The organism is Nocardia vinacea, assembly GCF_035920345.1.
In the GTDB taxonomy this organism is placed as follows: domain Bacteria; phylum Actinomycetota; class Actinomycetes; order Mycobacteriales; family Mycobacteriaceae; genus Nocardia; species Nocardia vinacea_A.
On the sequence record NZ_CP109149.1, the window covers coordinates 8,245,508 to 8,271,352 of the forward strand.

Genomic DNA, 25,845 nt, shown 5'->3' on the forward strand with positions numbered 1-25,845 from the left:
CACGAATCTTGTCCCACGAAATGTGTTGCTACGGTAGCACGGTCGTACCAGCCACGATGGGGAGCGCGCAGTGCAGTTGTACCCGAACAACGGTGATATCGACCCGATCACCAATCAGATGGATGCCGTGCAACGCGCCCTGATGACCGACCGGTCCACCGCATCGCGCTACGGGGTTGCGGTTGACGTGCTCGCGGACGGAACGCTTCAAGCAGTTCGAATCGACGAGAGCGTCACACCTTTCGGAGCCGAACTGGGCAATCTGATCACCGAGCTCGTGCACGAGGCCCTGGACCAGGCTCGCGGGAATGTGCGTGAACGTCTCGCCGAACTCAGCGCAGACCCGCGCATGGCAGCGGCGGTCGAGACCCTCGGGCTGGCCGCGGAACGCCCGTACCCGGTCCCATCCGAGCCTACGGCGAGGCACGAACCGTCCGACGACGAGCTCACCGAAGAAGAATTGATCGAGCAGAACCAGCGGCGCAACCAGTCGTACTGGTAGGAGCTCGAGCCGCCTCTGAACGCCTGCGGCGCAGGATGATTCGGATCGGCTGAGTTCGGACAGACGTGTGCGGACGAGATCGGTGACGCGACTGCACAGCATCTTGTGCACTGGTCGGGGGCCGACTACGACCAGGCCGAGGCCATCGCGCACCGTCAGCAGCAGGTCAGAGAATCGGCCTGGGCCGGTGGTAGTCCGCCCAGTTCGAGGCCCTCCCGTCAGCGTCTCCGCAGCCGACGATCAGAGACTGGCGGCGCGGGCCGTGTCTGCGCTGAGCGCCTGCACTTCCTCCACTGATCGAGAGGACGATCAAACGTGCACTGGCACACTCGATTTCGGCTCTCCCCGAGCTGAGCCGCTTGGATCGAATAAACGTTTCGACGCCGTGCTGCGCGAGGTGGCGAAAGGTGCGGATGGAGCCACGCTGATCGAGATATAACCCGTGCGGCCGGTTGGACTGATGGATGGGAGCGGTTGGTGGAGGTGCGTGCGTCCACCGAAGTGGCCGACCTCGACAAGAACGCGAACACTCTAGGCCAGTGTTGGAAGCATCTCCCCACAATCGATTACCGGGAAGGACCGGAGCAGGGCTACTGCGTATTCGTCGACAAAGGCAACCCGGTGCAGGTCGTCTCTTGGAGCGGCGATCGGAAGCCCCTCGAAGTACGAGACCGCGGAGCACTGACCGCCGAATCGGTGCTGGTGCCTCGGTCAGGGTACGACAGACTGGAGCCGGCAACATAGGAGCCCATGTTGGTGAGGTTATTCGGCTGCGCGGTCGAATTCAGTTTCAATGTCTGAGCCTTCGATCATCGGTCTGATGGTGTTCAGCTACACCACCTATCGCATCCTCCTGTTCGTAACCGCCTGGGCCACAATAGCTTTGGAGTACGAGCCCGAAGCCGAAATCCCCCCACCTGACCCCGCCGTAAATCAAGCCCCGCATGAGTACGCCCGGCCTTTCGATGAGTACCAGCGCGGCCTACTTCGGTGCGGGTGCTCTTGCGGCGCTGGTGCTTTCGGGGTCGCGGCGACGCTGAGCGCGGTCGCTGGCAGCGAACGACCGGTCAGTCGTTGATATCGTCGGATTCGTAGTTGATGGCCAGGTCGGATGGGCGGGACGGCCATTCCGGTGTGGTGAGTATCCGTCCCGTCCACGGATCTATTCTGAGCACCGGATACTCCGTTTGACTCGACAGCCCATCACGAGTCCACAGCAGAGAGGATTCGGAGTAAACCGCCGCCGGCGATCTCGCCGGTAGATCAGCGAGAAGCAAGAGCCATCCGTTTCGGAGGGCAATTCTGGCGCCACCGGATTTGAAGAATACTGGCGAGAGTATTTCGGATTCTAGAATTCTTTTTGCCTCCTCCCTCGGCCAATGGGGTAATTCGTGACGGTCGGGTGAGTCCTCCTTGCTGGTTCGCAAGGATAATTCGGCGTCATAGCCGATGACTACTTTGAAGCCTGTGTCGATAATGAGATCGACTTGGCCTGGGTACCATTCGCTAGCGACGATACGGCTTCCCCTCAGCGGTAGGATAATCCATCTATCCTCGTGTTCTATGATTTCTCGCCGCATTCCTTCGCCTCCCGTCAGCGTTCCAGTGCATCATGGATATTTCCGATGCTGTCTTCGGAAGGGCTGCCGTCTGGTTTCTGTACGTGGACCTCACCGGTATCGAGATCGACGATTACGTCAGGGTTTCGATTGTTTCCGTCACCGCGCCAAGCGCCTTGTGCTTTGATCTTATGGATGGCATCCTTCACTTCCTTCGGTGAAACCCCGTACTCGCTGGCGATCTTATTCACCTTCGATGTGTATGAGTTCGTAGTAAACGCGCCACCAGCGGTATTGTGCCCGTTGATGTCGTCCGAGTCCGGATCATCGATGGTCGATGTCATGCCGATGATGGCGGCGAGGCCGGCGATGGCCTTGTCGAGGTCGATGGTGGGTAGTGCGTGGAAGGCGTCGATGGTGCCGACGGCGCCGGCGGCGAGGCTGCTGAGGCCGATGATTCGGACCATTTGGCTGGCGCGGTAAGAGGTTTGGATCGCGTTGATCGTGAGGGCAACGTCGGCGTCGATCGCGGCGGCTGCGGCGACGGCGGAGGAGCCGAGGCTGAACAGGAATGCGACTCCGGCGGTGATGGCGATCAGGCTGATGGACAATTCCAGTGCGTTGATGGCTGTGGTGTTGTCGTTGCCGAGGGCGACCGTCGCGTTCTTGTAGTCGCCGACGGGTCCGGCCATGTTCTGGGCGGCGGTGCTGACGGTGTCGGCGCTGGTTTTCAGGGTGGTGAAGTGGTCTTGGAGTAGTTGCCGATTGGTGAGGTCGTCCATGCCGTCGAACAGGGCCGAGATGGCGGCGATGCGGGCGGCGGCGCCGGTGATGGTGTCGTGGTTGGCGAAGGTGTTCCAGGTGGTGTGGGCTTTGTCGAGTTTGGTGTGGTCGCCGTTGGGGAGTTTGCCGAAGGCGGCGAGGACTTTGGCGATGAGTTTGTCCAGGAACTCTTTGAGGCCGCCGTGGTCGGTGAAGCCGATTCCGTTGTCGCCCACCGAGGACGGGAAGCTGACCTTGTACTCGCCGACCTGGCCTACGTCGGGTCGTGGTGGGGCGGGGTTGCTCTTGTTGGCGGTGCCGTAGTTGTAGCCCATGGCGTACAGCACGGCGCCGTAGTTGGTGAGGGCGTTGGCCAGGCTGGAGCAGGCCTGCATGGTCTGCCGGGCAGCTTTGTCGTAGGTCTCACCCCATTCTTTGCAGCCGGGGGCGTCGCCGGCCATCCCGACGCATTCGCCTTTGACCGCATCGTGGACCGGTTTGTCGGCCTTGCGGAGATCGCCGGCGAGATCGTGGCATTTCTTGGCGGCGTCGTAGTAGATCTGCCAGTCGACGATCATGCCTGCCCCGACTGCAGCATGCGTCGGTTGACGTCGATGGCGCGGGTATAGCGGCCATGCGCTTTCTGTGCGGCATCGCTTATGGCGGCGACGCCTTCGGCGAATTCCCGTGCGGCCGTGACCCATTGGCTGTGGGCGTCGGCGTAAGCGCTGGCTGCGGCGGATTCCCAGCTGCCGCTGTGCAGGGCAGCGACCTTGTGGTCGAGCTCGTCGAGGTGGTCGTGTAGAAACCCGGCGAGGCCATTGAGGCGTGACACGATCCGGTCGAGTTGGTCGAGGTCGACACTGAATTGGGAGCTCATGGCAGATCCAGGCTGGAGATACCGGACGCGTTGCCGGTGTCGGTGTTCTTGTAGTTGGCCGCGGTGACGCCCAGCTTGTCGGCAAGGGAAGTCAAGGCCTGCATGAGTTGTGTTCCGCCGTCGTGGGTTTCGGTCCACCCGGTGGCGAATTCGTCGGCCGCGTCGCCGGTCCAGTCGGATGTGAGTAGGGTCTCGACCTCGCGGGCTGCGGAATCGAGGGCCTGTTTCATGGTGTCGGCGATGTTGTAGACGTACTGGCCGATCGCCTGCACATCATCAGGCACAACAGACAGATTCTGGTTGGAAAGCCCCCCGGTAGCGCTCATCACCCGACCATAACGGCGCTCTGCCTCAAGCGTCCATACGGTTGCGGGCTATGTCGGTTGCTCGGCAGCCGTCTCCCCATGCCGATCGGCACTCGACCAGATCGCCGCCACTGAAAAAGCCGGTGCCCAGGTCCGCTCGTGGCATCGCCAGCTAGTGGTAGGTGGCAGAGTAAAGCAAGGTCGAGACCGTCATTGGGCAAACGCGCTACGGGTTGTCGCGGCGGTGAAGGCTGACCATTCGGCTGAGGTGAGGACCAGTGCGGGGCCGGATGGGTTCTTCGAATCATGAACGCCGACATAGCTGTTCGGGAGAAAGGCGACTTCGACACAGTTCGAATGGGCACCGCTGCGGCTGCTCTTGAACTATGTCGAGTCCGAGAGATTGGCCATAGGGTGCCCCTCCGAGATCAGTGGTCGAACTCTCCGCGAGTCGTCGCGGCGGTGAAGGCCGACCATTCGGCTGGGGTGAACATGAGTGCGGGGCCGGATGGGTTCTTCGAATCGCGAACGCCGACAAGGGTGTTCGGGAGGAAGGCGACTTCGACGCAGTCTGAGCTGCCGCCGCTGTGGCTGCTCTTGAACCAGTCGGCGTTGGTCAGATCGAGGTTCACGCGTACTCCAAATGCGTGAGTGGGACTGTCAGCGGTCGAACTCGCCACGGGTTGTCGCGGCGGTGAAGGCTGACCATTCGGCTGGGGTGAAGACCAGTGCTGGGCCGGAGGGGTTCTTCGAATCGCGAACGCCGACAAGGGTGTTCGGGAGGAAGGCGACTTCGACGCAGTTTTCAGCTGCGCCGCTGTGTCGACTCTTGAACCACTCGGCACCGGCCAAATCGCTGTTCACGCATACTCCTTCGCCATCTGCCTGAGTAGAGCCCGGCTGGCAGGGGCATCCATAGCGCTACGCCGAAGACTCTCGTACGTATGATCGTATCGCTGAACCGTGGTTGATTTTGCGAGATACAAGCCACCCGTGAAATTTTCTGTGTAGACCACGGGCGGATCGACCGGCTGTCCATCTTTATCCGTGCCGAACTCCAGGATGACGAACGGCCCAACCGCGACTCCAACGGGGAACCCAGCGCTGAACGGCAGGATCTGCAAATTCACGTTGGGTCGGGTGGTCATGTCGGCCAGGTGCCTCATCTGGGTCGCCATGACATTCGACCCGCCAACCATTCCCCGGAGCACCGACTCTCGAAGGATTACGTCGAGCGATGCCGGAAGATACTTGCGGGTGATTCTGGTTTGCCTTCGCATTCGCAACCTCACCCTGCGTGCATGCTCGTCGGCGTCGTCGTCAGGAAAGCCCGACCGGATGAGCACGCTCGCATACGCTGGCGTCTGCAGTAACCCTGGTACGAGTTCAGGCTCGTAGGTCTTCAGCCGCTGTGCCGATGCCTCCAGACCGACATAGAAGTCGAAGTTCTTCGGCAGCAGGTCGACGTACTCATACCACCAGCCCAGCTCGTTACCTTGTACCGCAAGCGCTTTCATTGCCGCCGTGTGGTCGGCATCGAACTCGTAGATCGTGCACAGCGCCTCGATATCGATCTCGCGCAGTTCGGCCACCTGCCCCTTCTCCATGCGGTGGAGCGTGCTGCCACTGCGTTGTATCAGCCTGGCCGCCTCGTGGAGCGTCAGCCCGCGTTCCTGCCTCCCATTGCGCAGATACTTCCCCAACTGACGCCGTGCCAGGCTTGGTCCGTCCTCCGACATGCCTGCCTCCCTTCAGGTTTCACTGTTCGGATCAGGAGATCACGCTGCGATCCAGTCGGCGGCAACATAGCGGATTTCCATGCGATCAGGGCATAACCCCAGGACAAGTTGCATCTGGTGGCATATTCGCGGTTCTAGGTCAACACCGGTGCGTCCCGATCCTTGGGAATATGGGACCCGTCATGAACCTCGGTAGGAGCACACGGCTGGAGGAACGCTCGGTCCGAACCCGGCGGTACCGGTCCGAACCCGCAGGATCGAAACCAATCGAGACCGTCTTTGCGTCCCAATGGAACCGATTGACCGTTTCACGCGTCCAGTACAGTAAGCGGACGAAAAGCGAGGGAGTGCCAGCCGATGGAAGTGGGGCAATCGGCCGCAAATGCGCTGTATCAGCAAGCCACTGGGGGAACATTCCGGATGGAGGCCGACGCCGCACGTCGGTGCGCCGAGGTCTACACGAGGTTCGTCGAGACGACGCTCGATCCAGAGATAAATCGATCGATTCGTTTGCAGCGGCTCGATGGCTTCGGTGGGTTCGAGTCGGCCAAGCAGCTTCAAGACGGTTTTTCGCGCAAGGCTGTGCAGATGACGGATGCTCTCAACGGGATGAAAGAGGCTGCATTGAAGATGGCGGCGGCTTACCTGCGTGCTGGTCAGCTAGTAGAGGAAGCCGACGCCGTGTATGCGCGGTCGGTCAGTACCGCTACCTCGGAGGTGCAGTCTTCATGAGGGGAACCCGCAATACTTGGCTGGCGCTATTTGCGATAACGATCGCACCAGTCGCGGTGAGCTGTTCCTCCGGCAGCGACGCCACACAGCACCCGGCCGATTCAGGTCAAACCACGTCGACCACCGCGACACAATCAGCGCGGCCGACATTGACCAACCCCAAGCTTCAACCGCCGTCGCAGGATAACCAGTACACCGCCAGCACGGGACGCCCCAAGGTCGTCTTCGACCCGTGTACATGGATCAGCGATGACACAGCTCGACGAGCTGGATTCGATCCCGCATCCCGGGCACGTGGCGACGACCTCGTGGCCGAGTACAGCTTCCTCACCTGCGACTTTCGCTCAACTTTGCGAAACCTGCAATTGAACTCAGGAAACGCGACTTGGGCGGAAGACCTCGCTAAGGTCGGCTCATACAGCGAGCCGATCGCTGTGAACGGACGCCAAGCCCTGTTGGTCCATGACCCCGCCACGTCCATGAAGCGGAGTTGCCAGGTTGATGTCCAGACCAAGGTGGGTTTCGTGCAGATAGCAGTCGATCTCACCGACCGCGCCCCCCGAGACCTCAACCCCTGCGACAGCATCACCGACATCGCCTCCACCATCGAACCGGAGATCGGCAAGGACAACTGACGATGACCGGCCTCGACATTAACGATGTTCCCTCGGCGCTCGGTGCATTCGATTCGAGCCGCAAGCCGGATACAACCCAACCGAGCACGCTTGCGCGCGGTCAGCAGCAGGGTGCGGAGCAATATGAGACGAAACTTGCTGCCGACGGCCAGGATCCGGCGTACATCACTCGGATGGAGCAGTTCGAGGGCCATACCCACGAGGAGATCTACACCAACGCCCAGCAGATGAGTCCGGGCATCATGCATCACCAGGCCGATACGTGGATCAGCATCGCCACCGCGCTGAGCGGTGGGCTGTTCGGCGCGAATCTCGCGATTCAGAAGGCATTGGCCTCGGGCATCGAGGGTGCCATGGCCGATGCGGCTCTTGCTGCGGCGCAGACGTTCTATCGGCAGGCAAGTGATGTCGAGCAGGTCATCAATGCCTGTGGGCACCGGATAAAGGGCGTGGCGTCAGCCGCCGAAGTGGTGAAGATGACGGTGCCGCCACCGTCCGCGGCGCAGGGGAGCAGGGGTTCGGCGACCTCGCTGGACCCCGCGCAGGTCATTATTTCCGCGGTCGGCGCGGGTCTGGTCGGGGACGGTGACAGCCAGGAGGTCGCCTATCAGCGCGGTATCGAGGCGCTGCATCGCACCGCGATCGACACCATGAACAACAACTACAAACCGTCGTACGGTCCTGCTGGGTCCGGAGTCCCGACATTCGTGCCGGTCACGTCGCCGGGCGGGGGCAACGAGGGTGGTACCGGGCCGGGCGGCGATAACGGGGGCGGCAATGGCGGCACCACTGGATCGGGCACCGGAAACACCGGCGGTAGCAACGGCGAGTCGAACGGATCGGGGACATCGGAGTCCGATCAGGGCACGGTGAACCCGACGGGCCTCGACTCGAATTCCACTACCGGACAACAGACACAGTCCCCGACCTCGGCCGCGAGCACCACCGCGACCTCGCCCGCCGCGACAACCACCACCCAGACGACCTCGGGGCAGCCGGGTAGCCTCGGCACCTCCGGACCGGGCGGCACCGCCGGACCCGGCAGCAGCACCACACCGAGTCCGGGACGCAGCGTCTCCGGCGTTCCGACTACCGGAAACTCCAGCGCAGCAACGGTTTCCACCGCTGCGACCAGTGCAGCCAGCACCGGCCGCAACGGTATGTCGGGCATGTCGTCACCCGGCGCGGGCCGCAAATCGGGGGAGGACGAGTCGAGCCGCAAGGTCCCCGACTACCTGATCGGCCAGTACGAAGAACTGGTCGGCCCGGACGATCCGGCGGTTCCCTCGTCGATCGGGGCCGACGCGCCCTCGGCGCAACCGAGCGGTGAGCGCGGGTGAAGTTCGAGTTCACGCCCGATGAGTTCATGCACATCTGGCGCGAGACGCGGTCGGATCGCTACCCCTTTCCGTTGCGCCTGATCGCCTCGGTGCGCTGGGAAGACGAATTCGACCAGCTCACCCGCGAATTGGACCGCCGCATGCCGCTGCACGCCAACCCGGATCTCTCGGCGGCCTTGCGTGTGGCCGCCGATCCGCGAATCGCATTGACGCTGACCGGAACTCGGCGACGCCCGCTGCGCGCGTTCGGCGCGATCGACGCCGACATCGGCGTCACCCTGGTGCAACGGCCGGGCCTCACCCCCGATTTCGGCGGCAATGTAGTGCTCGAGGTCGGCACCGCCGCGATCGTGCCCGCCGTATTCACAGCGGTGCTCGGCGACGTGCCGCCCGGACGGCATCCGGCCGTGGTCGAAGATGCCCAATGCCTGGTCGACAACCTCGAGTCCTGGACCGGCATCAAAGAAACAGCGTCCGACCGGATCTACCGCCTGCTGCGCGCTCCGCGCTCCGGTTCCGGAACCGTGGAAACCCTTCGCGGCCTACGCGATTCCCACCCCGCCCCACCTGAATACCTGAACTGGTTCGACATCGAAGGCGACGGCCGCTACCACTACCGCCACCAATACAACGAATTCCACATAATCCCCTGCGACCAGTCCGCAATCCGCCGCGAAATCACCCGCCTGGCACAACCCATCCCCTGATCCGCCGCTCCAGCGCGACGGTCGCTTCCGGGTTCGTTTGCCAGATGCTGGTTGCCAAAGAATCTGGGCAGCTCGAGCAAGGCCGTCAATTCGAGACTTTTCGCACGTCCGCGCAGAATCCGAGGCTCGATCTAGGCAGTCTGCCGGGGCCGGTCGACGGGGAACAGCGACGCTGATATCAGGATGGCTTGGCGCGAGGTCTCCGCTCGAGCGAAGCGGTGGCAAATGCCGACGGTGCAATCTGCGGGTCTGCGCGATGTCCGTCTCGGCCGTCCCGGATGGCCGAGACGACCGATGCTTATTGCGTGCCAGGCTCTTTGTCGAGCGAAGGACGATAGCGCGGATCTTGTTCTATCGCTGCCCGGAAGTGGGGGTGAGCTTGGACGAAGGCGAACCTTTCATCATAGATGGGGCGGTACGTCACCCGTTGGGCACTCTTGCCGAACAGGTGGATGACCACCACCAGCCCCAGCGGAATCGAACCCGGGAAGAGTGCGAGTACCAGCGGGATGAGCAGGGGATCGACATGCGCCACACTGACTATCACCACAGCGACGAGATTGGCGACCATCAGCCATAGCAGCGAGCGGGCGGCCCAGCGGTATCGCCCGGAGGTGCGGACGCATCGGTCACAGACGGGCCACTCGCCGACGAGGATCGTCGAAACAGGTGCGACCGGCACCACGCCTCCGGTGAACAAGTTCTTGCCGAGGTCTCGTTCTCTGGCTGTGCGATGAAACCGAGGATGTAGATCCGTGTCGTAGAAGCGGGCCCGCACGTGGTTTCGCGACACCGCCGGAAGACCGTGCCCGGGACACAAATCGGGCAGAGGTTGCGCAATTTCCAGTTCGAGTGGTTCGACGCGTAGCCGCCGGGGTGTTTTCCGCCAGAGCGAAACGGCATTCGGCAAAGGGTCCTGACACCGACGCAGCCGGATCGTCACGTCGTCCTCGTGCGTGTACGGCCGCTGATACACCAGTGGATTCGGTGGTAGTGGGGTCGCCTCGAAGTCGTCACCGCTGTTGGGTCGGTAATAGTCACCGGCCAGGCGAGGTAGCCTCACTCGAGCCATCCGCGTTGGTTGCGGTCCTGAAAGTACAGATCGTCGTCGTCCAGGTCGTCGGGTGTGACGATCCGATCGCGGTTGGGCTTCCGAGTTCCTGGAATCACATGGCTCGCAGGGCGGTTACCGCTACTTCCGACCTCGGAGGCCGACGTCGATGGTGTTCGCTGGGGAGCGCTGGTCGGCGATTGCTCGGGCGACGAACTCGGGGATGGCTCTGCGGGGGGCGAAGTTTCGGGATCCTGGTTCCGGTAGCTTTCGAGGACCGCGTTTCCCAGTTCGGCCTTTCGCTGGATTTCCTCGGGCGATGTCGCCGCGAAATCCTCTAGCGCCTTGGGGATGACCGCGTCGCCGAGACGCGCGAACGACTCGCTGTGCACGAGATCGCGGATGGTGCCCTTCCCTTGCAGGATCTCCTGCATTTGCGCCTTCAGATCCGGGGCGAGGCCCGGGCTGCCGACAATGATGTTCAGAGCCTTCGCAAGGTGACGTGACATGCCGACATCGCCGCCGGCGAGATCCAGCATCGGTTCCTCGCGATTCATCAGTTCACCCCGGGATGGTCGTAGGTTCCGCCGAGACTGGGGATCTGGAATTCCATCGCGGTCCCGATGAACGCCGTGATCGTGCCGAGCGCTGCTTGTGCGGCAGCCAGCAAGGCTCCAAGGTTCTTGATTTGTTTCACAACATTGAGTGTCATCGCGAGGAGGATGGCATTGCAGACGACTTCGAGTGCGGCTGCGGCGGAGGCACCGACGCCGGTCGCTGCTGCAGCAGCTGCGGCGGCTTGCGTCAGAACCCACTGAACCGCACGGTCGCCGAGTTCCAGTATTCCCGCTTGGACGGTCTGCGCGATGCCGAACGAAGCCCACGCGAACGCGGCGGTCGCGTTGGCGATCTGTGTCAGTGGCTCGACCTGCCCGTCGAGGGCCGTCGTCAGTTTGGAGAAGTAATCGGCCGCGCTGGTGGCCGCGTTGCCCTGCCACGATGATTCGACATTTTCATCGCTGCGTCGATCGCGTCACCGTAGGCGGTGTTATATGCGGCCAGATTCTCTACCGCCTTAGCGGACTCGAGCAGCTCTTGCCAATCTCCTCCAAAATACTTCTGTACATCTTCGATCGGGTTCCATCCGGTCAACGAGACGATGACGTTCAAGTAGTAGGTAACGCTGTACGCGTTTCCGAGGACGAAGTCGACCAGAGTTCCTCCGGTCGACAACCAGGCCTCTACCTGCGGTTCGACGAGCTTCGCGGTCGGATCGGATGCGGTAGTAGTGTCGGTCATTTGCTGGCCTTTGTCGGATAGGTCTTGTCGAGCGCTTCGGCCCGTGCCTTGTCGACGGTTCGGTACATGTTCGCGGCGTTCTTCAACTCCGTGGCGGATTCGCTCGTCTTGGAGCCCAGCCGTGTGTAATTCACCGCCAGTTCGTCACAGGCTTCTTGAAGGACGCCGATGAGAGGTTTCAGGGCCAAACCAGCATTGCTTTCCAGGTCGAGATGCTTCTTGGCATACTCGACCGCCTTTGCGCTTCCCACCGCGATTTCCGCCAGCTGGTCTGCCGCCTTATCGATATCGTCTGGGGCGACCTTGAATTCGTAGGTCATTCTTTGACTTTCTGTTGATGTGGCGATAACCGCGCGTGCCGACGCAATCCCGTTCGTTTCCGGCTGGGGCGGCATGTCGGGCGCGCGTCTACTTGGCCGATCGGTGCGAGAACTCGACCTAGCGGTAGGGAGGTGAGTACCCTGGCCGGATTCCGGTGCCAGGGTGCACTTCTCGGGGCAGTGGGGGTAGCGGCCGTCGGCAGTAGAGCGTGGAAGCCGTGGATTTCGGCGCAGAGCCCTACCGCCTCGCGTGCCGACCCACCAACCGCCGAGTCGCCAGTCCACCCTGCCATCGCGGTCACCCCCCTAGTGAATCGCCGTAAGAATACTTCACGTCGAGCATCCGGCCCAGGTTCCGGACGAGGCCTACCACCCGCGGCGCAGCGGGTGAACTGGCGGAGAACTGTCGCGGCACAAGGCCGTTGGCGGCGGAAAGTCGTTCGGCAGGTAGGTGTTCGGTGGATAGGGAGATGGGGGCTGTTGGGTGCCAGCCGGTTCGCAACTGCAGGGGGCCGCGCTCGCTCGCGGCACCGGTGTCAGCGTGGGTGGGGCGGAAAATGGTGTGGCGGCTGGTTGTCGTGCGGGCGGTAGCCCTGCGGCGGAATGTAATTCGGCGAGTAGGTGGGTCCGGAATCCGGTTGCGGCTGGTAGCCGTTGGGTGCGACCGGATTCGGGGGATATTGCGGTGGATACTGTTGGGCACCTGCCGGATGCGGGTTCGACTGCTGGCTTCGAGGCGGGTTCGTCGGTGCGGGACCGTAGACCGGGTACGCGTTCGGCGGTGGCCCATAGCCGGGATAAGTTCGCGGATCAATCTGCGGCTGTACGGATCCGGATCGCAATGCGCGCACCGACGATCCCCATATCGACGATCTTGGCATACCGCTGCCGCAAGGCCTTTGGAACTTCGGTCTATCGGTGGCGGCTCATGCGGCGGGCTCCGAGAAGCAGTGCGAGGACCAGGATGACGCCGCCTATCAGCAATAGCGTGCGGGTGCCCGCGTAGTTGTCGGATTCATCGGCGGGCTGGGCTTCGTGGTCGGTGTCTTTCGGGGGCGGGGAGGCAAGTCCCGCAGTGCCTTTCGTGGATGCCGACTTGGCTTCCGGGAGCTTGCCGACGGTGGAGCTCTTCGGCAGGGCGAAACCATAGTCGAGCAGGCGCGCGGCCTGTTCCCATGGACGTATCGGCAGCACATCGGCTTTCAGCAGCGTCACGACGAGTCTGCGGCCGTCGCGTTGGGCGGCGGCGACGAAGGTCTGTCTGGCGTCGTCGGTGTAACCGGTCTTGCCGCCGAGCGCACCGTCGTAGTCGTAGAGCAGGTGGTTGTCGTTGGCGATGGGGAAACCCGGATGGTCTTTGTCGTCAGGGTTTTTCGGGTCCTTGGGGTAGCCGGGAAAATCGACTTGCTCGGTGTGGATGAATTCGGCGAACAAAGGAATTGTCATGGCCTCGCGGAACAACACCGACAGGTCGTAGGCCGAGCTGCTCATCCCGGGGCCGTCCAGACCGGACGGGCTGGCGGTGCGAGTATCCAAGGCGTACAACGACTTTGCCAGATCGTTCATCTTCTGCACCGCAGCGGCGTCGCCGCCGAGCTGGGTGGCGATGGCATGCGCGGCATCGTTGCCCGACGCCATGATCAGCGCCTGCATGAGCTGTCGGTTGGTGTAGCGGCCGCCGGGGCCGATGCCGACTCGGGTGCCGTCGGCATTCGCATCGTCCTGGGTTCCGGTGACGGTCTTGTTCAGGTCGAGGCTGCGCAGCGCGACGGTCGCGAGCAGTACCTTGATCGTGCTGGCGGGCCGGTAGCGCCCGTGCGGGTCCTTGGCGGCGAGCACCTCACCGGTATCGAGATCTGATACCTGCCAGGCCGTGGCGGAAATGTCCTGCGGCACCGGCGGTGCGCCGCGCGGTATGACGACACCGCATTCACCCAGGCGTGAGCCGCCGACCGGTGGAATCGGCACGGCCAGCGGGGTCGGTGTCGGCTGTCCGGGTTCGGGGACCTCGGATTCGTCGATCGGGTTGGGTGGCTTCGTCTTCTGCGGGCAGCTGTCGGTATTCGGGGTGCTGAACGGCGTCGTCGTGGTGGTCGTCGGCGTCGCGTGCGAAATGGTCGCGGCAGGGCCCCAGGTCACGGCCGTAATGGCCAGTGCAGAACCGAGGCAGAGTGCGACGAGGAGGCGAAGGTCCCGGGTGCTCATCGGCTGCGAGCCTACTGATCGGCCGCGCGGTGGGCCGTCATGAGACACGGATACGCCCGTATTGACAGGAACTACTAAATGAGAGCTACTATCAAATAGTTGTAACTACCATTTTCTGGAGGGGCTATGCAGACAGACTCGACTCGCCGCTGGCTGGCGCTGGGGGCGCTGGCCTTGGCAATGCTGACCATCGGCCTGGATATGACCGTGCTGACCGTCGCGCTGCCCACGCTCGCGGTCGACCTGAACGCGAATACCGGCGCGCTGCAGTGGTTCAGTTCCGCATACACACTGGCGCTCGCGGCCGTGATGCTGCCCGCGGGCGCGCTCGGCGACCGCTACGGCCGCAAAAAGCTGCTGCTCGGCGCGCTGGTGCTGTTCGGAGCGGCCTCGCTGGCCTGCGCCTTCGCCGGCACCGCCGGTCAACTCATCGCGGCCCGCGTGGTACTCGGCATCGCGGCGGCGGTCATGATCCCGCTGTCGATGGCGGTGCTGCCGGTGCTGTTCCCGGATTCGGCGCAGCGGGCCAAGGCCATGAACATCTGGGTCACCTCGACCGCGCTCGGCCTGCCGCTCGGTCCGATCCTCGGCGGCTGGCTGATCGATAACTTCTGGTGGGGTTCGGTATTCCTCATCAATGTCCCGATGGTGGTGCTCGGCGTGCTGGCCATCGCGGTCCTGGTGCCGGAGTCGCGGAACCCGGATCAGCGGCCGATGGATCTGCCGGGCGTCGCGCTGTCGATTCTCGGCATGGTCGGCGTCACTTACGGATTCATTCGGCTCGGTGACAAGGGTTGGGGTAATGGGCTCGGTTGGGGTGCGCTGCTCGGCGGCATCGCGGCCGTCGCGGTATTCATCGCGTGGCAGCGGCGCGCGAGCTTCCCGCTGGTCGATCTGGGCCTGTTCGGCAGCCCTGGCTTCCGCTGGGGTACGGCATTCACCGTGATCATCACGTTCGGCTTGTTCGGCCTGTTCTTCACCGTGCCGCAGTACTTCCAGGCGGTCCTCGGCGCGGATGCGCTCGGCAGCGGCGTGCGCCTGCTGCCGTTGATCGGCGGACTGCTGATCGGATCGCGGCTGGGGGATCGGTTGCAGCCGAAACTGGGACCGGCGCTCATGGTGGGACTCGGCCTGACGGTGCTGGCGGTCGGCATGGGCTTGGGCGGGCTGACCGAAGTGGGGACCTCGTACTGGTTCGTGGCCGTATGGGTCGGGTTGACCGGTGCGGGCATGGGCCTCGGGCTGCCGGCCGGTATGGCGGTCGCGCTGGACAATCTCGAGGTGGCCCGTGCGGGCGTCGGCTCGGCACTGGTGCAGGCGCTGCGTCAGGCGGCGGGCACCATCGCGGTGGCGGTGCTCGGCACCGTCCTGGCTACCGTGTACCGCGGCGATCTCGGCGCATTGAATGTCGATCCGATTCGCGACAGCGTGAATGCCGGTGTGGCAGTTGCGAAATCGACCGGCAATGCGGCCATGCTGGAGCAGGTGCAGTCGGCGTTCGTCGGCGGGATGAGCGTGATGCTGTGGGTGTGTGCGGCGCTCTGCGCGGTAGCGGTGCCGCTCGCACTGCGGGTGCTGCCGGGGCGGTCCACGGCCGCACCGCAACACGATGAGGCGATACCGGACGCGCTGGTGTCGGTCGATGGGCCAGAATCGACACATGTCGGTTGAGCTGCCCGCGGACGGGACTGCCGCGCAGAGCCTGCGCGAGCGGAAGAAGGAACGGACCCGCCGGACGATTCGCGAAGAAGCGTTTCGGCTGTTCCGCGAGCAGGGCTACACCGAGACCACCATCGAGCAGATCGCCGCGGCGGCCGAGGTCTCACCCAGCACCTTCTTCCGCTATTTCCCGACCAAGGAACAGTTGGTGCTCGCCGATGATCTCGATCCACTGATGATCGACGCGATACGGGCCCAACCACACGACATCCCGCCGATGACGGCGTTCCGCAGTGCGGTTGCGGAGGTATTCGCGAATCTGCCCGTGGCCGAGCTGGCATTCGAGCAGGAGCGTCAGGCGCTGCTATATCACGTGCCCGAGCTGCGCGCGGCCATCGGACTGGAACTGCAACGCGGCATCGACCTGATGGCGGGTCTGCTCGCCGAGCAGATGGGTCGGGATGCGGACGATTTCGAGATTCGCGTGACCGCCGGTGCTATCGCGGGGGTCGCGCTCGGAATCGCGAGGTTCAACCCGTTGAATGCCGAGAACCTCAATCGCGCACTGGATTTCCTGGAGGCGGGGTTACCGCTCGGCAAACAATAGCGTTGCCGAGCGGCCGAAAATCCTAGGCGGACTTGGTAACCGGGCACCCGTGTGCCAATGGGCCGAGCAATTTGTTGTTGTCGTAGAAGTGCTCGAGTTCGAGAATGCGCAGGTCGTCGCTGACCCTGGCGATCGTCACGCCGAACATCTCGATCAACGCGCCGGTGGGCTGGTTGCCCTTGTATTCGCCGTCGTAGCGGCCCCAGTGCCGCCAGCGGAAGGTGACCGCGGGCGGTCCGGCCAGCACCTCGAGCACCTCCCAGAAGAAGCCGTTCGGGAAGGCGGTGTGGAAGGTCTCGTGGGAGGACTCGAAGGTCTCCTGCTCGACCTCGTAGTACGGGTTATCGCCGATCAGGATGTTGTAGCTGCCGATCCTCGCGAATTCCTCGGCGTCCTGCCACGGGCCGCCGTTGACCCGGCCCCGGTAGTGCTCGGCCACCAGGGAAACCCAGGTCGCCGGATCCTTCTTGTGTGAGACCTCCATTTCGAAGACCCGCACCAGATCCTCGACGACGGCCTCGAGCGAGCCCGCCGCGTGGTTGGTGGTGCGCTCGCGCGGCACGGTTTCCCTGGTCAGGTGGTAATCCGGCGCGCCGTTGCGCCAATCATCGGCCGGCGTCGCGGCGACCACCGCGTCCCGGCCCTGTAGCCACAGCGGTGTCTCGGGTGTGGAATCCGTTGTATCAACTGTCATCTCGGCTCTCGCCCCTTCGAAGAGATCGGACGCGAGGCAGGCTAACAGCCGGTTGGTCTGTTGTCGCGGCAGGTCTGTGAGGCGGGCGAATTCGCCGAACGCCAATGTCTACCAGCAACTTTCGAGTTTTAAACGATGATGTGTCACATTCTGCTCGTCGTGTGCAGTACGCGGTGCGGCGAATCGTCGTCCATGGTGGCGAAGAAGCCGCCGATCACCTCCTCGATCTCCGAAATCGACTGTGCGCAATACAGAATCGGTTGGTAGTGCGTGATGTCGTAGACAGCGGTGCCCATCGTCGCCACGTCCAGCGGTCGCAGCTCGGCGTGCTGGAACTCGTCGATCTCGCCGTAGGAGGACAGTAATCCGGCTCCGTAGCAACGAATTTCGCCGTTCTCCCGGACAACGCCGAACTCCATGGAGAACCAGAACACATCGGCGAGAAACTTCAGCGCCGTCTCGGTGGTCAGCCGGGCGACGGCCGCGCCGACCGCCTCGTAGATGGCGGCGAAGCGCGGGCTGGCTATCTGATTGGCGTGGCCAATGATCTCGTGGATGGCATCGGGTTCCGGGGTGTACAGCGGGGCCGAATGGTGCCGGATGTATTGGGTCGAGTGGAACGTCCGGTCGGCGAAGGAGCCGAAGAACTCGCGCAGCGGCACCAGGCCCGCGGCGGGCACGTAGCGGAATCCGGTCAGCGGGGTCAGCGCCGCGGAGACCTCGTCGAGCTGGGGAATGTGATCGCTCGGCAAATCGAGCCGGGCCGCGGCCGCGAGCACCTCGGTGGCGGCGTACTTCTGGTGTTTGCGGGCGAGTTCGGCCGACACGATGCGCCACACCTGTTGTTCCTCATCGGTGTAGTCGATATGTGGCAACGGTTTATCCGGTGTGTAATCCAGCGCCAGCGCGGCGATCGCATTGCGGCGGGCGCGGTAATCCGGATCGTGCACGCCGGGGTGCTCGTCGCTCAGGTGCACCATGACATCGCCATCGCCGGATCGGGTCACCGGCGAGTACAGCCGAGCTTCGGTGAACATACGTCGATGCAAGCACCGCTGGGTCTTTGCGACAACAAAAGCCCGCCCAGCTGGTCAAACTGCCTAGCTGGGCGGGATTCTTCACGTTATTACCGGCAGCAGACCGGCTCCTGCGGCGGCGAGCTGATCAGTGGTGGCCGTGCAATTCGTGCACCACCGCATGGCCCTTGCCGCGGCCGATCATCCACTTGTTGACCGGCGTGGTGAGGATGAAGGCCACCACCAGGGAGAAGGCGAGCGTGGCCCAGAACATGACCGTATCCAGGTGTGCGTCCATGGCGCCGGGCACGGCGAGGATGACGGCATTGTCGACGATTTCCATGACCGTGATCGAGACCGTATCGGCGGCCAGCGCGGTGGTAATGGCGGCCGCCAGCGGCAGACCCGCCTTCAGTACACCGCGCATGGTCAGCGCGTAGCCGAAGAAGAAGGCAAGGATGATCGCCAACACCATGGTCGCGGTGTTGTTCCAGCCGAGTGCGGTGCCGATCACCATGCCGAGGATTTCGCCGATCGCGCAGCCGGTGAGGCAGTGCAGGGTGGCTTGGGCGGCCATCCGCCAGGACGTCGGAGTGTGATGCTCGGTGTTTGCGTGCTGAGTATGCCCGGCGGTTGCCTGATGCTCGGAATGTGCTGTATGTCCGGCATGTTCGTGGTGTTCGATGGGCGTTCCGTGCTCGTGCTCCATGTTGGGAACTATACCCCCGTAGGGTAACTAGTCAAATGTGGATTCCGGCATTGTGTCCGATTTGCCAGACATCAGCGGGCCGGATAAAGCAATATGGCGAATGTACGAAGGAGGGCGCATGAAATCCGTGCGGATCGATCTCGACCAGAAACTGCTCGCCGCCGCGGCCGCCATCATGGGCACGTCGACGAGCAGCGCCACCATCAACGAGGCGCTGCGCCGAATCGTTGTGCACGAGCGGCAACTTCACCATCTGCAGCGATTGGCTGCCGGTGTGCTGACCCTTTCGAGCGACGTGCGAGCAGTCGCTGGCGAGCGCCCCCTGCCCGGACCCGAGATCGCGGTTGCCGACGGCTGATCGGGCTCACCGCGTCGGGCAGCGCAGCCCTTCCTGGGGCGGGGTCAGCTCGATCAGGTACTTCAGGACCGGTTCGTCGACGCATTTGACGCCGTCCAGAAACGATCCATGTTGGATGCCCTCATAAGTGACCAACGTGGCGCCCAGCGCGCGGGCGAGATTCGTCGCGCCCTGGTACGGCGTGACCGGATCGCCGGTGGAGGAGACGACCACCAACTTCGGTAGGCCGGTCACCGTCGGGGTATGCGGGCGGCTGGTCGGTGGGACGGGCCAGAAGGTGCAGGCGCCGAACGGAACCCAATCGGCCGCGCGGCCGCTATCGAACGCCGGGGCAGCCGCGCGGACCCGCCGGTCCAGTTCGAGCGCGCTCTTCCGATCGGCGATCCGGGTGTCGTCGAGGCAGCTCACGGCGGTCTTGTAACCGATGTCCACCGACTCGGGCGCGAGATAACTGTCGGCCAGGGTGAGCAGAATATCGCCGTGGCCCTTGGTCAGTTCGGTGAGGCCGCGGGTCAGCACCGGCCAGGCCCGCGAGGTGTACATGGTCGAGATCACCCCGGTCGTGGCATCCGAATAGCCGAGGTCGCGACCGTCGTTCGTGGTGGCGGGGCGGTCGGCCAGCGGCCGCAGCAATGCCGCCATGCGTTCGGACGCCTTGGCCGGATCGGTGCCGATCGGACAGTCCGGCGCTTTGCCGCAGTCGGCGGCATATGCGTCGAAAGCCCGTTGTAGACCGGCATAGACGATCACCGGATCGGCGATATTGGTGGACGGATCGGCCGCGCCGTCCAGGACCATGGCACGAACCCGATCCGGGAACATCTCGGCATAGGCCGAGCCGAGTCGCGTGCCGTAGGAGGCGCCGAAGTAGGTCAGCTTCTCCTCACCGAGCGCCGCCCGGACGATGTCGAGGTCGGCGGCGGACTCGGCGGTTCCGACATGTGACAGCAGTGCCAACCCGGTGCGCTGCACGCATTTCGCGGCCAGATCCATGCTGCCGTGTTCGGCCTTCGACATCCAGAAGGGCACGTATACCCCTGCCAGACCGGCACGTTCGGCCGCCAACTCCTCGGGCGTATCGCAGATGAGCTTCGGCGTAGACGCACCGAGTCCGCGCAGATCGATGCCGACCACATCGAAGCGTTCCGCCAGCGGTGTCTGCGCGAGGTCGGCGGGCAGTGTCAGGCCGATACCGCCGGGTCCGCCCGGGTTGGTGAGGATCGAGGCGACCTTCTGTCCGCGTGCGCGTAATCGCGAGATCGCGAGGCGCGCGGTTTTGCCGTCGGGCTCGGCGTAATCGATGGGAACAGTGACGCGGGCGCATTCGAGTGCGGTGAGGTGCGCGCCGTTCTCGAAACCGTCGCACGAACCCCACACCAGTGTCTGGTGGTAGTACTTGCCGACGCCCGGGGTGTTATCGAGGTGCGGGCTCTGCTCGGGCTGGGCCTGCGCACCGCAGGCGGCTACGAGAAAGAGTGCGGTGAGTCCGATGTGCCGCGCACTCCGCCTGCGCCAGTTGAACATTCGCCCCCCATGGTTGGACCTGCGAACTCAGTCTGCCCGACCCGGTCGCGGTGCGCAGACCATGGTCGCCATCGCATCCGACCTGTCGGTGGGTGCTGGCATGATGCGCAAGATCGCACCGCATTCGAGGGGGATTGATGTCGGTACCCATCGCCAAATTGCCATCCGGTCAACGTCCGCGGGAACGGCTGCTCACGCTCGGCCCGCACGCGCTCAGCGACAGCGAATTGCTCGCCGTGCTGCTGCGCCAGGGGCGCCGGGGCGAAAGCGCACTGGATATGGCCGCCGAAATGATCGCCGAGCACGGCGGCATCGCCGGTTTGGCGGCCGCGCGGCCAGAGGAATTATCGCGGCGCGCGGGCATCGGGGAGGCCAAGGCGGCGGCCATCATCGCCGCCTTCCACCTCGGCACCAGGGCGCGCAACAGTCCGGAAATCGCCCCGCGCCTCGATGGCGCCGCCGACGTCGTCCGGGTGGCGCTGCCGCTGTTCGCGGGCGCGCGCGTCGAACGGCTGCTGGTGCTGGTGTGTGATGCGCAGAATCGATTGCGGCACAAGGTATTCGTCGCCGAGGGGGCGATCGATCAGGTCGCTGTTCCGGTCCGTGAAATCCTGAATACTGTGCTGCGCCACGACGGTCGTGCCTTCGCGGTCGTGCACAATCACCCGTCCGGCGACCCGGTCCCCAGTTTCGACGACCGTCGCGCGACCACCTTGCTCATCGAATCCGCCCGCACCGTCGGCCTGCGCTTCCTGGACCACGTGGTGATCGCGGGGGACGGGTGGGCCAGCGCCGCACCACTGCACCGGTCGACGCAATGATGCTGCGGCGCAATAGGAATGGCATAAGACCGCGTGCATCCTGTGCGAGAACAACTGCGGCCTGCTGATCCGGTACGTGACGCGATCAGCGGGGCAGCGCCGGAAGGCGTTGCAGCAGTGCGGGTGTCGCCTCGTCGACACTTGCCGCGAAATCGTCGTGCCTGGTAACCCACCGCACCACGAACGGGCACACCGGTACGATCCGACGGCCGCTCGCCACCGTGTCCGCCAGCGCGTCGTGGATCAGAATGCTGCCCAATCCCCGTCCACCGAACGCTGGATCGACCTCGGTCGCATAGAACACACGGTGCGTACCGTCATCGAAATACAGCTCCTCGCCGACGGTCGTGCCATCGAGTCGGATCTCGTACGCATTGCGCGCGGGAACGCCGACTACCTCTACTTTCGGTTCGCTCATGCCTGCGCCTCGCTGACGCTCCGGCACGAGCGAAGCTCTGTTTACTGTTCGCTCGCTCATGCCCCCTGGAACGCATCCGTACCGCCGTTTATTGCAGACGACGAAGGCCGCCCGCATCTTTCGATACGGGCGGCCTTCGGGTGCCTCGGGTCAGCGGGCGAACAGCAGTGCGCGCTTGACTTCCTGGATGGCCTTGGTGACCTCGATACCGCGGGGGCAGGCGTCGGTGCAGTTGAAGGTGGTGCGGCAGCGCCAGACACCTTCGACGTCGTTGAGGATGTCGAGGCGTTCGCGGGCGCCTTCGTCGCGGCTGTCGAAGATGAAGCGGTGTGCGTTCACGATCGCGGCCGGGCCGAAGTAGCTGCCGTCGCTCCAGTACACGGGGCAGGAGGTGGTGCAGCAGGCGCACAGGATGCACTTGGTGGTGTCGTCGAACCGGGCGCGGTCGGCCTGGCTCTGGATGCGCTCGCGGGTGGGCTCGTTACCCGAGGTGATCAGGTAGGGCTTCACGGCACGGAACGCGTCGAAGAACGGCTCCATGTTGACCACGAGGTCCTTCTCCACGGGCAGGCCGCGGATCGGCTCGACGGTGATGGTGAGGGTCTTGCCGCTCTTGGGCAGCATGTCCTTCATCAGCACCTTGCAGGCCAGCCGGTTCACGCCATTGATCCGCATGGCATCCGAACCACAGACACCGTGCGCGCAGGAGCGCCGGAAGGTGAGCGTGCCGTCCAGGTAGGACTTGATGTAGATGAGCACGTTCAGGAAGCGGTCGGTCGTCAGGACCGGCACCTGGAAGGTCTCCCAATGCGCGCCCTTGTCGTCCTCCGGGTTGAACCGGGCGACCTTGACGTCGACCATGACCGAGCCCTCGGGAACCGGTGCGGCCTTCTGCGGGGGTGTTTCGAGTACGGAAGTCATCAGTACTTACGCTCCATCGGCTCGTAGCGGGTCTGCACCACCGGCTTGAAGTCGAGACGGATATCGGAGATGAGCTCCGCACCCTCCTTGTAGGCCATCGTGTGCCGCATGAAGTTGACGTCGTCGCGGTCCGGGTAGTCCTCGCGGGCGTGGCCGCCGCGCGATTCCTTGCGGTTGAGCGCGCCAACCACGGTGACCTCCGCCAGCTCCAGCAGGAAGCCCAGCTCGACAGCCTCGAGCAGGTCGCTGTTGTAGCGCTTGCCCTTGTCCTGCACCGTGATTCGGGTGTAGCGGTCCTTGAGCGCGTGGATATCGGTGAGCGCCTGCTTGAGGGTGTCCTCGGTGCGGAACACCGCGGCGTTCATATCCATCGTGTACTGCAATTCGGTGCGGATATCCGCGACGCGCTCGTTGCCGTGATCCGACAGCAGCATGGCCAGCCAGTCCTGCACCATCTGCGCCGGGTTTTCCGGCATCTCGACGAACTCGGTGCGCTGGGCGTACTCCGCGGCGGCGATGCCGGAGCGGCGGCCGAAGACATTGATGTCGAGCAGCGAGTTGGTGCCGAGGCGGTTGGAGCCGTGCACCGAGACGCACGCGCACTCACCGGCGGCGTACAGGCCGGGCACCACATCGGTGTTGTTGCGCAGCACCTCACCGCGGATCCGGGTCGGGATGCCACCCATCACGTAGTGACAGGTCGGCATGACCGGCACCAGTTCCTTCACCGGGTCCACACCCAGGTAGGTGCGCGCGAATTCGGTGATGTCGGGCAGCTTTTCCTCGAGCACGTCCTCGCCGAGGTGGGTCACGTCGATGTAGACGTAGTCCTTGTTCGGTCCGGCGCCGCGGCCCTCGAGCACCTCGAGCACCATCGAGCGGGCGACGATGTCACGCGGCGCGAGGTCCTTGATGGTGGGGGCGTAGCGCTCCATGAAGCGCTCACCGCTGGCGTTGCGCAGGATGCCGCCCTCACCGCGGACGGCCTCCGAGATCAGAATGCCCAGGCCGGCCAGGCCTGTCGGGTGGAACTGGTGGAATTCCATATCCTCCAGCGGCAGACCCTTGCGGAACACGATCGCCATACCGTCACCGGTCAGCGTGTGCGCGTTCGAGGTGGTCTTGTACATCCGGCCGGAACCGCCGGTGGCGAAGATGATCGACTTCGCGTGGAAGACATGCAGTTCGCCGGTGGCCAGCTCATAGGCGACCACACCGGTCGCGACCGGACCACGGTCGGACTCGGACATGACCAGGTCGAGCACATAGAACTCGTTGAAGAACTCCACGTCGTGCTTGACGCAGTTCTGGTACAGCGTCTGCAGGATCATGTGGCCGGTGCGGTCGGCGGCGTAGCACGCGCGGCGGACCGGGGCCTTGCCGTGATCGCGGGTGTGACCACCGAAGCGCCGCTGGTCGATCTTGCCCTCGGGCGTGCGGTTGAACGGCAGACCCATCTTCTCCAGGTCCATCACCGCGTCGATGGCCTCTTTGGCCATGATCTCCGCGGCGTCCTGGTCGACCAGGTAGTCACCACCCTTGACGGTGTCGAAGGTGTGCCATTCCCAGTTGTCTTCTTCGACATTGGCCAGTGCGGCGCACATGCCACCCTGTGCAGCACCGGTGTGGCTGCGGGTCGGGTAGAGCTTCGTCAGAACGGCGGTGCGGGCCCGGGGACCGGCCTCGATCGCCGCGCGCATACCGGCGCCACCGGCACCGACGATTACGACGTCGTAGCGGTGCTCCTGAATCCGGGATTCACTCATGCCTCCACCTCGCTGCGCTCGGCTCCGGCATGTGTGAAACACGCTGTGTCGATGATTCGTTCGCTGCGCTCACTCATCGGAGTTCGCCTGTTCCTAACTGATGTTGGGGTCGAAGGTGAAGATGACGTAGGTGCCCACGCCCACGATCAGGATCATCGAAATGGCCAGCAGGGTGTTCAGCCAGAACCGGGTCGAGTCCTTGCGCGAGTAGTCCGCGATCACTGTGCGCAGGCCGTTGCCTCCGTGCAGCTGGGCCAGCCAGAGCATGCTCAGATCCCAGAACTGCCAGAACGGGCTGGACCAGCGGCCGGCCACGAAGGCGAAGTTCAGGCGCTTCACGCCGCCGTCGAGCAGCAGCATGATCGTCATGTGGCCGAGGACCAGCACGATCAGCAGCAGGCCGGAGAAGCGCATGAACAGCCACGCGTACTTCTCGAAGTTGTTGTTCGAGCGGGCACGCGGCGAGCGGGGGAGGTCCAGGCTCGCAGGCCGGTCGTAAGACTTACCGATAACAGGTGCGCTCATGCCTGCGCCTCGCTGACGCTCGGCTCCGGCATGACCGCACTGGCGGCTGTGTTCATGATTCGTTCGCTTAGCTCACTCATGGGTGCCTGCGCCTCGCTGACGCTCGGCTCCGGCATGACCGCACTGGCGGCTGTGTTCATGATTCGTTCGCTTCGCTCACTCATGGGGATCAGTGCTCCGTGAACAGGTAGAAGAACTGGCGGCCGACGGCCGGAACCACCAGCAGGAACCAGATGGCGAGAATCACCCAGAGCATCGTCTTCTGGTACTTCGGGCCCTTGCCCCAGAAGTCGACCAGGATCACGCGTACGCCATTGAGCGCGTGGAACAGCACGCAGACGACAAGGCCCATCTCCATCAGCGCGACGAGGGGGTTCTTGTAGATCTCGATGGCGTGGTCGTAGGTATCGGGGCTGACCCGAACGAGTGCGGTGTCCAAGACGTGCACGAAGAGGAAGAAGAAGATGGTGACACCGGTGATCCGGTGCAGCGCCCAGGACCACATTCCGGGGTCGCCTCGGTACAGCGTCTTCCGCTTCGGCTGTGCCGGAGCTTCTATCGTGGTCATAGAGTGCGGTGCCTCCAACGTCGTTGATGGACCCGGTTGCAAGTCCGAGGCAGGCGACGTGGATGTAAATGCCCAGGTGGCTGCGCTTTGCTGCTCCAAATAGCTCGCGCGGGGCCCGCCGCCGGGAACCTGAACCGATCTGTTCTGGACTCTAATCCCCTCGCAATCGCGGAACTAATTCGGCAGGCCGTGCGTTGCGCTACAGTCGAGCGAGTTAGGTTTA

Annotated in this window: 31 protein-coding genes and 1 pseudogene; 9 read left to right on the forward strand and 23 right to left on the reverse strand. The window is 63.8% G+C overall.

The features are described 5' to 3' along the window. Window positions 1-70 precede the first annotated feature (70 nt). On the forward strand, window positions 71-502 hold the full coding sequence (locus OIE68_RS37295; RefSeq protein WP_327095604.1) for a YbaB/EbfC family nucleoid-associated protein: 432 nt from the start codon (window positions 71-73) through the stop codon (window positions 500-502). Window positions 503-2,096: 1,594 nt separating this feature from the next. Here the strand turns inward: OIE68_RS37295 and OIE68_RS37300 are convergent. The 7 genes and pseudogenes from OIE68_RS37300 to OIE68_RS37330 form a co-directional block, all read right to left on the reverse strand. Further along, the gene (locus tag OIE68_RS37300) at window positions 2,097-3,401 is read right to left on the reverse strand and encodes a hypothetical protein (RefSeq protein ID WP_327095605.1); all 1,305 of its coding nucleotides are present in this window, start codon (window positions 3,399-3,401) and stop codon (window positions 2,097-2,099) included. Then, window positions 3,398-3,703 (reverse strand): WXG100 family type VII secretion target, encoded by a 306-nt coding sequence (locus tag OIE68_RS37305; protein ID WP_327095606.1) that lies wholly within the window; start codon window positions 3,701-3,703, stop codon window positions 3,398-3,400. The genes OIE68_RS37300 and OIE68_RS37305 overlap by 4 nt, the downstream gene beginning before the upstream one ends. Continuing rightward, complete coding sequence (locus OIE68_RS37310) at window positions 3,700-4,029, reverse strand: WXG100 family type VII secretion target (protein WP_327095607.1); 330 nt, start codon at window positions 4,027-4,029, stop codon at window positions 3,700-3,702. Before OIE68_RS37310 ends, OIE68_RS37305 begins: the two co-directional genes overlap by 4 nt. A 189-nt stretch (window positions 4,030-4,218) precedes the next feature. After that, window positions 4,219-4,380, reverse strand: a pseudogene (locus OIE68_RS37315) (DUF397 domain-containing protein); the annotation flags it as partial. 56 nt (window positions 4,381-4,436) lie between these two features. Beyond that, the gene (locus tag OIE68_RS37320; protein ID WP_327095608.1) at window positions 4,437-4,640 is read right to left on the reverse strand and encodes a DUF397 domain-containing protein; all 204 of its coding nucleotides are present in this window, start codon (window positions 4,638-4,640) and stop codon (window positions 4,437-4,439) included. Between the two features lie 28 nt (window positions 4,641-4,668). Beyond that, window positions 4,669-4,872: a DUF397 domain-containing protein gene (locus tag OIE68_RS37325; protein WP_327095609.1), complete on the reverse strand. Its 204-nt coding sequence runs from the start codon at window positions 4,870-4,872 to the stop codon at window positions 4,669-4,671. Beyond that, on the reverse strand, window positions 4,869-5,747 hold the full coding sequence (locus OIE68_RS37330; protein ID WP_327095610.1) for a helix-turn-helix transcriptional regulator: 879 nt from the start codon (window positions 5,745-5,747) through the stop codon (window positions 4,869-4,871). Before OIE68_RS37330 ends, OIE68_RS37325 begins: the two co-directional genes overlap by 4 nt. A 357-nt stretch (window positions 5,748-6,104) precedes the next feature. On the opposite strand from OIE68_RS37330, the gene OIE68_RS37335 reads away from it, so the two are divergent. From OIE68_RS37335 to OIE68_RS37350, 4 genes are read left to right on the forward strand one after another with little or no spacing between them, the layout of a single operon-like run. Further along, on the forward strand, window positions 6,105-6,479 hold the full coding sequence (locus OIE68_RS37335) for a hypothetical protein (RefSeq protein ID WP_327095611.1): 375 nt from the start codon (window positions 6,105-6,107) through the stop codon (window positions 6,477-6,479). Continuing rightward, window positions 6,476-7,114 (forward strand): DUF3558 domain-containing protein, encoded by a 639-nt coding sequence (locus OIE68_RS37340; protein WP_327095612.1) that lies wholly within the window; start codon window positions 6,476-6,478, stop codon window positions 7,112-7,114. Before OIE68_RS37335 ends, OIE68_RS37340 begins: the two co-directional genes overlap by 4 nt. 2 nt (window positions 7,115-7,116) lie before the next feature. Further along, window positions 7,117-8,454, forward strand: coding sequence for a hypothetical protein (locus tag OIE68_RS37345; RefSeq protein WP_327095613.1), 1,338 nt, complete (start codon window positions 7,117-7,119; stop codon window positions 8,452-8,454). Further along, window positions 8,451-9,161 (forward strand): ESX secretion-associated protein EspG, encoded by a 711-nt coding sequence (locus OIE68_RS37350; RefSeq protein ID WP_327095614.1) that lies wholly within the window; start codon window positions 8,451-8,453, stop codon window positions 9,159-9,161. The genes OIE68_RS37345 and OIE68_RS37350 overlap by 4 nt, the downstream gene beginning before the upstream one ends. A gap of 298 nt (window positions 9,162-9,459) precedes the next feature. On the opposite strand, the gene OIE68_RS37355 is transcribed toward OIE68_RS37350, so the two are convergent. The 6 genes from OIE68_RS37355 to OIE68_RS37380 form a co-directional block, all read right to left on the reverse strand. Then, window positions 9,460-10,104 (reverse strand): hypothetical protein, encoded by a 645-nt coding sequence (locus tag OIE68_RS37355; protein ID WP_327095615.1) that lies wholly within the window; start codon window positions 10,102-10,104, stop codon window positions 9,460-9,462. A gap of 116 nt (window positions 10,105-10,220) precedes the next feature. Then, on the reverse strand, window positions 10,221-10,769 hold the full coding sequence (locus tag OIE68_RS37360) for a hypothetical protein (protein ID WP_327095616.1): 549 nt from the start codon (window positions 10,767-10,769) through the stop codon (window positions 10,221-10,223). Then, the gene (locus OIE68_RS37365; protein WP_327095617.1) at window positions 10,769-10,924 is read right to left on the reverse strand and encodes a hypothetical protein; all 156 of its coding nucleotides are present in this window, start codon (window positions 10,922-10,924) and stop codon (window positions 10,769-10,771) included. Before OIE68_RS37365 ends, OIE68_RS37360 begins: the two co-directional genes overlap by 1 nt. Before the next feature lie 236 nt (window positions 10,925-11,160). Beyond that, a complete protein-coding gene (locus OIE68_RS37370) occupies window positions 11,161-11,511 on the reverse strand; it encodes a hypothetical protein (protein ID WP_327095618.1) in 351 nt (116 codons plus the stop codon). Beyond that, complete coding sequence (locus OIE68_RS37375; RefSeq protein WP_327095619.1) at window positions 11,508-11,831, reverse strand: type VII secretion target; 324 nt, start codon at window positions 11,829-11,831, stop codon at window positions 11,508-11,510. The genes OIE68_RS37370 and OIE68_RS37375 overlap by 4 nt, the downstream gene beginning before the upstream one ends. Before the next feature lie 912 nt (window positions 11,832-12,743). Further along, window positions 12,744-14,036, reverse strand: coding sequence for a D-alanyl-D-alanine carboxypeptidase family protein (locus OIE68_RS37380; protein WP_327095620.1), 1,293 nt, complete (start codon window positions 14,034-14,036; stop codon window positions 12,744-12,746). Between the two features lie 126 nt (window positions 14,037-14,162). Here OIE68_RS37380 and OIE68_RS37385 point away from each other — a divergent pair, with 126 nt between their 5' ends. Both OIE68_RS37385 and OIE68_RS37390 read left to right on the forward strand, forming a co-directional pair. Next, window positions 14,163-15,707 carry an MFS transporter gene (locus OIE68_RS37385; protein WP_327095621.1) on the forward strand — a complete coding sequence of 515 codons (1,545 nt, stop codon included), beginning with the start codon at window positions 14,163-14,165 and terminating at the stop codon, window positions 15,705-15,707. After that, window positions 15,697-16,302 carry a TetR family transcriptional regulator gene (locus OIE68_RS37390; RefSeq protein WP_327095622.1) on the forward strand — a complete coding sequence of 202 codons (606 nt, stop codon included), beginning with the start codon at window positions 15,697-15,699 and terminating at the stop codon, window positions 16,300-16,302. The genes OIE68_RS37385 and OIE68_RS37390 overlap by 11 nt, the downstream gene beginning before the upstream one ends. A 22-nt stretch (window positions 16,303-16,324) precedes the next feature. On the opposite strand, the gene OIE68_RS37395 is transcribed toward OIE68_RS37390, so the two are convergent. From OIE68_RS37395 to OIE68_RS37405, 3 genes are all read right to left on the reverse strand, one after another. Then, window positions 16,325-16,996, reverse strand: coding sequence for an ester cyclase (locus OIE68_RS37395; RefSeq protein WP_327095623.1), 672 nt, complete (start codon window positions 16,994-16,996; stop codon window positions 16,325-16,327). A gap of 143 nt (window positions 16,997-17,139) precedes the next feature. Next, window positions 17,140-18,033 (reverse strand): phenylalanine 4-monooxygenase, encoded by an 894-nt coding sequence (locus OIE68_RS37400; RefSeq protein ID WP_327095624.1) that lies wholly within the window; start codon window positions 18,031-18,033, stop codon window positions 17,140-17,142. Window positions 18,034-18,160: 127 nt separating this feature from the next. Further along, complete coding sequence (locus OIE68_RS37405) at window positions 18,161-18,721, reverse strand: DUF4396 domain-containing protein (RefSeq protein WP_327095625.1); 561 nt, start codon at window positions 18,719-18,721, stop codon at window positions 18,161-18,163. A 118-nt stretch (window positions 18,722-18,839) separates the two neighbouring features. On the opposite strand from OIE68_RS37405, the gene OIE68_RS37410 reads away from it, so the two are divergent. Then, a complete protein-coding gene (locus OIE68_RS37410; protein WP_327095626.1) occupies window positions 18,840-19,079 on the forward strand; it encodes a type II toxin-antitoxin system VapB family antitoxin in 240 nt (79 codons plus the stop codon). 6 nt (window positions 19,080-19,085) lie between these two features. On the opposite strand, the gene OIE68_RS37415 is transcribed toward OIE68_RS37410, so the two are convergent. Continuing rightward, complete coding sequence (locus OIE68_RS37415; protein WP_327095627.1) at window positions 19,086-20,603, reverse strand: alpha/beta hydrolase; 1,518 nt, start codon at window positions 20,601-20,603, stop codon at window positions 19,086-19,088. 137 nt (window positions 20,604-20,740) lie between these two features. Here OIE68_RS37415 and OIE68_RS37420 point away from each other — a divergent pair, with 137 nt between their 5' ends. Further along, window positions 20,741-21,424: a JAB domain-containing protein gene (locus tag OIE68_RS37420; RefSeq protein ID WP_327095628.1), complete on the forward strand. Its 684-nt coding sequence runs from the start codon at window positions 20,741-20,743 to the stop codon at window positions 21,422-21,424. Between the two features lie 85 nt (window positions 21,425-21,509). On the opposite strand, the gene OIE68_RS37425 is transcribed toward OIE68_RS37420, so the two are convergent. From OIE68_RS37425 to sdhC, 6 genes are all read right to left on the reverse strand, one after another. Continuing rightward, window positions 21,510-21,842 carry a GNAT family N-acetyltransferase gene (locus OIE68_RS37425; protein WP_327095629.1) on the reverse strand — a complete coding sequence of 111 codons (333 nt, stop codon included), beginning with the start codon at window positions 21,840-21,842 and terminating at the stop codon, window positions 21,510-21,512. Between the two features lie 150 nt (window positions 21,843-21,992). Further along, window positions 21,993-22,763 (reverse strand): succinate dehydrogenase iron-sulfur subunit, encoded by a 771-nt coding sequence (locus OIE68_RS37430; protein ID WP_327095630.1) that lies wholly within the window; start codon window positions 22,761-22,763, stop codon window positions 21,993-21,995. Beyond that, a complete protein-coding gene (gene sdhA, locus OIE68_RS37435) occupies window positions 22,763-24,529 on the reverse strand; it encodes a succinate dehydrogenase flavoprotein subunit (RefSeq protein ID WP_327095631.1) in 1,767 nt (588 codons plus the stop codon). Before sdhA ends, OIE68_RS37430 begins: the two co-directional genes overlap by 1 nt. 93 nt (window positions 24,530-24,622) lie before the next feature. Next, on the reverse strand, window positions 24,623-25,054 hold the full coding sequence (locus OIE68_RS37440) for a succinate dehydrogenase hydrophobic membrane anchor subunit (protein WP_327095632.1): 432 nt from the start codon (window positions 25,052-25,054) through the stop codon (window positions 24,623-24,625). Then, the gene (locus tag OIE68_RS37445; protein ID WP_327095633.1) at window positions 25,051-25,218 is read right to left on the reverse strand and encodes a hypothetical protein; all 168 of its coding nucleotides are present in this window, start codon (window positions 25,216-25,218) and stop codon (window positions 25,051-25,053) included. Before OIE68_RS37445 ends, OIE68_RS37440 begins: the two co-directional genes overlap by 4 nt. Before the next feature lie 5 nt (window positions 25,219-25,223). Continuing rightward, window positions 25,224-25,622, reverse strand: coding sequence for a succinate dehydrogenase, cytochrome b556 subunit (gene sdhC / locus OIE68_RS37450; RefSeq protein ID WP_083897678.1), 399 nt, complete (start codon window positions 25,620-25,622; stop codon window positions 25,224-25,226). Window positions 25,623-25,845 lie beyond the last annotated feature (223 nt).